This window comes from Streptosporangium sp. NPDC006013 (genome assembly GCF_040614275.1).
In the GTDB taxonomy this organism is placed as follows: domain Bacteria; phylum Actinomycetota; class Actinomycetes; order Streptosporangiales; family Streptosporangiaceae; genus Streptosporangium.
In genome coordinates this window covers 1-5,247 of sequence record NZ_JBEXUE010000602.1, presented here as the reverse complement: position 1 = coordinate 5,247, position 5,247 = coordinate 1, and the positions used below count along the sequence as shown (strand labels likewise).

At 68.0% G+C, this 5,247-nt stretch carries 5 protein-coding genes; all 5 read right to left on the bottom strand.

The annotated features are described in order from the left end of the window. Positions 1 to 1,165: CoA transferase (locus tag ABZ260_RS45865; RefSeq protein ID WP_355630797.1), on the bottom strand; the 1,165-nt coding region annotated here is incomplete at its 3' end. Then, positions 1,165 to 2,643, bottom strand: a complete 1,479-nt coding sequence (locus ABZ260_RS45860; RefSeq protein ID WP_355630794.1) for an aldehyde dehydrogenase family protein — start codon at positions 2,641 to 2,643, stop codon at positions 1,165 to 1,167. The genes ABZ260_RS45860 and ABZ260_RS45865, both read right to left, overlap by 1 nt. Further along, entirely contained in the window at positions 2,640 to 3,116 is a 477-nt protein-coding gene (locus tag ABZ260_RS45855) for a MaoC family dehydratase (protein WP_355564124.1), read from the bottom strand. The genes ABZ260_RS45860 and ABZ260_RS45855 overlap by 4 nt, the downstream gene beginning before the upstream one ends. Beyond that, positions 3,113 to 4,003: a CoA ester lyase gene (locus ABZ260_RS45850; RefSeq protein WP_355630791.1), complete on the bottom strand. Its 891-nt coding sequence runs from the start codon at positions 4,001 to 4,003 to the stop codon at positions 3,113 to 3,115. The genes ABZ260_RS45855 and ABZ260_RS45850 overlap by 4 nt, the downstream gene beginning before the upstream one ends. Then, positions 4,003 to 5,169 (bottom strand): acyl-CoA dehydrogenase family protein, encoded by a 1,167-nt coding sequence (locus ABZ260_RS45845; protein ID WP_355630788.1) that lies wholly within the window; start codon positions 5,167 to 5,169, stop codon positions 4,003 to 4,005. The genes ABZ260_RS45850 and ABZ260_RS45845 overlap by 1 nt, the downstream gene beginning before the upstream one ends. Positions 5,170 to 5,247 lie beyond the last annotated feature (78 nt).

The window sequence follows — 5,247 nt, the reverse complement described above, 5'->3', positions numbered from 1 at the left end:
GCCGGAGCAGCTCGTCGAGCACCTCCCGGGTGTGCTGGCCTATGGCCGGCACGCCGTCGTAGCGTGGGCCGTCGTAGCTACGGACGTGGAGCACCGGTCCCGGTGTCAGCACCCGGCCGAGTGCCTCACTGCCGGTGAGCTCGACCAGGGTCCGTTCGCCGAAGTGCGGGTCCGCCACGATGTCACTGGCGTCGTTGACCTGGGAGCACACCACCTCGAACTTGTCGAGCACCGCGAGGATCTCCGCCCTGGGACGCGCGGCGACCCAGGCGCCGACGATGCCCTGCAGCTCGTCGTTGTGCTCCATCCGGACGGCGTTGGTCGCGTAACGGGGATCCTCGATCATCTCCGGTCGGCCCATCGCCTCGAACAGGCGTTTGGCGATGCCCTGGTTGGAGGCCGCGATCGAGAGCCATTTGCCGTCGCTCGCCTGATAGACCCCGCGCGGCGACGCGGAGCCCGTCCCGTTGCCGACCCGGCCCTGGACGGTACCGGTCGCGGTGTAGTTGATGAGCATGTCACCGATGATGAACATCAGGGGCTCGTACAACGCGATGTCGACCTCGTCGCCCTCCCCCGTCCTCGATTTGCGGTACAACGCCATGGCCGTCCCCATCGCGGCGGAGATCCCCGCGATGGAGTCGGCGAAACCGAAGGGCGGCGACGTGGGAGGCGTCTCCGGCCAGCCGTTGATGAAGGCAAAGCCGCTTCCGGTCTCGGCCACGGTGCCAAAGCCCGGACGCTCCCGGTACGGTCCCGTCTGGCCGAAGCCGGACACCCTGGTGAGCACCAGTCCCGGATTGTCCGCGCGAAGGACGTCGTAACCGATCCCCCACTCCTCCAGCCGGCCGGGGCGGAAGGACTCGATGACCACGTCGACCCGGGCGGCGAGGCGGCGGACGAGGTCTCGCCCCGCTGCGCTGCGCAGGTCGATGCCGATGGAGCGCTTGCCCGAGTTGAGCCGGGCAAAGCCCATGGACTGGCCGTTCTTCATCGGTGTCCACTGGCGGGCGTAGTCGCCCGCGCCGGGGTCCTCCACCTTGACCACGTCCGCGCCGAAGTCGCGCAGCATCCGACCGCAGGTCGGCGCGGCGTACATCGTGCCGAGTTCGAGCACCCGCACCCCGGCCAGGGGTCCTTGGGCGCGTTGGGACCCTTCGCCCATCACAACCTCCACTGGATGTGCTTGACCTCGAGGTACTCGCGCATCCCCCACTCGCCGAGCTCCCGCCCGACGCCGGAGCGGCCGTAGCCGCCAAAGGGCGCGTCCGCGCGCATGGCCCCGCCGCCGTTGATCCACACCGTGCCGGCCCGGATCTGGGAGGCGATTCGGCGTGCCTCCACCGGGTCGTTGCACCACACGTTCGCGGCGAGACCGTAAGCCGTGTCGTTGGCGAGCCGGATCGCGTCCTCGGTGTCCTTGAAGGGCAGGATGACGGCGACCGGGCCGAAGATCTCCTGCTGCACCGCTCGGGCGTCCGGGGGCAGGTCGCCGAGGAGGACCGGGTTGACGTACCAGCCCTTCTCCGGCAACGGCTTGGTGACCTCGAGCAGCTTCTTGCCGCCGTCGGCCACCGCCTCGTCGATGAAGCCCCGCACGCGAGCCTGGTGGTCCGGGCGGATCATCGGCCCGATGTTGGTCGCCGGGTCCCACGGGTCGCCGACGATCATCTGATCGAAGGCCGAGGCCCCCGCCTCCAGGAACTCGTCGTACTTCGCCTCGTGGACAAGGAGGCGGGCGAGCGCCGCGCACCCCTGGCCACCGTTGCGAGACCAGCGAAGATGCATCTCGACGGCGATGTCCTGCACGTCGACGTCCGGCATGACCAGGCTCGGCGACTTGCCACCGAGTTCGAGGGTGACGCCTACCAGGTTCTGGGCGGCCTGCTCCATGATCTTCGCGCCGACGGCGTCCGAGCCGGTGAACGAGACCCGGTCGACCCCCCTGTGGGCGGAGAGCCGCCGGCCCACGTCCGTACCGCCGACGATGACGTTCATGACACCGGGGGGTAGACCTGCCTCCTGGATGAGCTCACCGAGAAGGAGCGTGGTGAGCGGGGTCCTCGGCGACGGCAGGAGCACGACGGTGCACCCTGCCGCGAGCGCGGCACCGAACTTGAAGATGGCGAGGTTGAGCGGGTAGTTGTACCCGGTGATCGCGGCCACGACGCCGACCGGCTCGTGGACGACGTCGCTCATCGTCGGGTGCGGCTTGTCGTACTCACCGAGGTGGATCGTCCGGTCCACCTTGGCCGCCTCGGCCGCCCAGCGGAGGTGCTCGTCGACCGCCATCTTCACCTGGAGGTACTGCGCGAGCGAGACGGGCGTGCCCACCTCGTTGACGATCGACGGCAGCAGCCGGTCCGCGGCCGCCTCGAGCACGTCGGCGAACCGGTGGATGTACCGGGAGCGCTCCTCGCCCGACAGCGCGGCCCACTTCGGGAACGCCGCGCGAGCCGCCGCGACGGCCGCGTCGACCTGCTCACCGGAGGCGCCGCCGACGGTCGCGATGACCTGCTCGGTGGCGGGGTTGAACACATCCCAGGTCTCGCCTCGGGGCGGCACCATCTCGCCGCCGATGAGGAGGGTACGAGTCTCGGGGACCCAGTCCCGCAACGGGTTCCGGGCGGTGGTCTCGGTCATCGGGCATCTGATCCTTCGGTGGGTCGCTTGGCCATGAGTCCGACTCGAGTCATCTCCACGACGACCTGGTCGCGCTGGTTGAGGCCGATGTGCTCGAACCAGACGATGCCGGAGTCCGTCCGGCTGGTGGATTCGCGCTTCTTCAGGATCGTCGTCTCGGCGCGCAGGGTGTCACCGTGGAACACCGGGCTGGGGAGCTTGATCTTGTCGTAGCCGAGGTTCCCGAGGGTCGTGCCCATCGTCAGCTCGGGCACGTGGAAGGCTCCGATGAGCGCCACGGTGAAGAGGCTGTTGAGGACACGCTGCCCGTGGATCGTCGTCTTGCAGAACTCCTCGTCTAGGTGCAGGGGCTGGACGTTCATCGTCAGTGACGTGAACAGCACGTTGTCCATCTCGGTGATGGTCCGGGTCAGGGCGTGCTTGTAGTGCGCCCCCTCCTCGAACTCCTCGAACCACAGACCCCGCATGCTCATCGGTTACCTCCCGCGGTGATGCGCCCGGCCCGTTCGAGCCACTCGACCGCCTTGTCGTAGTGCGCCTTGTCGATGTGGAGCCCGCGGTAGCGGAGGGCACCGGTGCCCTCGGCCTCGGCGGCCTCGTATGCCGCGACCATCCCCTGATAGAAGGCGAAGTCCTCGGCGGATGGTGTGAAGACGTCGTTGACGGTCGCCACGTGGCTCGGGTGGATCACGATCATCCCCCGGAACCCGAGCCGCCGCCCTCTGACCGCGAACTCCCTGAGCCCGTCGAGATTCTCCAGGTCCTCCCAGAGTCCGGTGAGCGCGTGGATCTCCGCCTCCCGGCACGCGAGGAGCACCCGGCTGCGGAGGTACAGCGTCTCCTGGCCCTCCGGGGTCCACTCGTAGCCGACGGCACGGGCGATGTCGGCGTGTTCCGCGCTGGGCCCGATCATGGCACCGATCCGGGGAGAGGCCAGGGCCACCTCACGAGCGTTGTGGATCGCCTTGACGGTCTCGACCGGGACGATGTACTCCAGCCCCGTCACACCGTTGCGTATCTCGAAGTGGTCCACGAGCGCGTCGTAGTAGAGCACATCCCTGGCCTGCTCGATCTTCGGCGCGAAGACACCGTTGAGCCCGGGTACGACCACGGCCTCGAGGTCCGCTCCGGTGAGACGCGTGGCCAGCGAGTTGACCCTGACGAAAAGCCCGACATCCTGGTTCGTCTCCCGGATCCGGGTGATCGAGGCTGCGACGATCTCCCGGGCTGCCGCCTTCTCTCCGGCCGGGACCGAGTCCTCAAGGTCGAGGACGACGCAGTCGGCACCCGAGGCGATCGCCTTGTCGACCCACGCCGGACGATGCCCGGGGATGAAGAGGACCGAACGGTACTGCCGCATCAGTAGCTCCTCGGCAGGCCGAGGACGTGCTCGCTGACGTAGTTGAGGATCATCTCCTGGCTGATCGGGGCGATCCGCATCAGCCTGGCCTCGCGGAAGTATCGCTCGACGTGGAACTCCTTGCCGTAGCCGAATCCGCCGTGGACCTGGAGTGCGACGTCCGCGGCATAGAAGCCCGCCTCCGCGCAGAGGAACTTCGCCATGTTCGCCTCCGCTCCGCAGGGCAGGCCCTGGTCCACCATCCAGGTCGCCTTCTGAAGCACCGCCTCGGCGGCCTCAATGCGAATCTTCGCCTCGGCGAGCTGGAAGGCGATGCCCTGGTTCTTACCGATCGGACGGCCGAAGACCTCGCGCTCCTTGGCGTACTGGGTGCCCCTGCGCAGGGCGGCCTTGCCGATGCCCAGTGCCGCGTTGGCGGCGATGACGCGCTCGGCGTTGAGCCCCCCGAGGATGGCCTTGAAGCCGCCGCCGACCTCGCCGACGACGTCCTCGTCCGCGACGAAGAGCTCGTCGATGAAGAGCTCGTTGGTGTCCACCGCGTTGCGGCCCATCTTCGGGATGGGGCGGATCTGCACCTTGGCCGGGTCCATCTCGGCGAACATCAGGGTCATGCCCGCCATCCGCTTGGCGGAGGGGTCACGCGGGCTGGTGCGGCAGAGAAGGAGCATCCGCTCCGCTTCGAGGGCCTTGGTGATCCAGACCTTCTTCCCCGACACGAGCCAGCCCCCGTCGACCTTCTTCCCGAACGTCGAGATGTTCGACGTGTCGGTGCCGGCGTCGGGTTCGGTCACCGCGAACGATGTGTGCAGCTCTCCGGTGATCACACGAGGAAGGAATCGTCGCTTCAGGTCTTCACTGCCGTGGTGGATGATCGGCTCGAAGCCGAAGATCCCGATATGCACGGCGCTGCAGCCGCCCATCCCCGCCCCGGACGCGGCTATCTCCTGCTCGACGATGGCCGCCTCGGTGACGCCGAGGCCACCACCGCCGTACTCCTCGGGAATGGTCAGCCCCAGCCAACCAGCCTTGGCCACCGCGTTGTAGAACTCCCACGGGAACTCGTGGGAGGCGTCGTGCTCCATCCAGTACTCGTCCGGAAAGGCCTTGCACATGGCGCGCACGGCCTGCCGGATGTCTTCGTGTGTGGGATCGATGGTGAAGTCCACCTGTGCTCGCCCTTCTCTGTTCCGGTCTCCGTCAGCGTGCGGAGAGCTTGGTCCGGTCGTAGGTGTCGGAGGTGATGC

What these genes read in the sequence shown, in the direction of transcription:
- ABZ260_RS45850 (WP_355630791.1), bottom strand. Translation starts at nt 4,003, where the DNA reads ATGCGGCAGTACCGTTCGGTCCTCTTCATCCCCGGGCATCGTCCGGCG.
- ABZ260_RS45860 (WP_355630794.1), bottom strand. Translation starts at nt 2,643, where the DNA reads ATGACCGAGACCACCGCCCGGAACCCGTTGCGGGACTGGGTCCCCGAG.
- ABZ260_RS45855 (WP_355564124.1), bottom strand. Translation starts at nt 3,116, where the DNA reads ATGAGCATGCGGGGTCTGTGGTTCGAGGAGTTCGAGGAGGGGGCGCAC.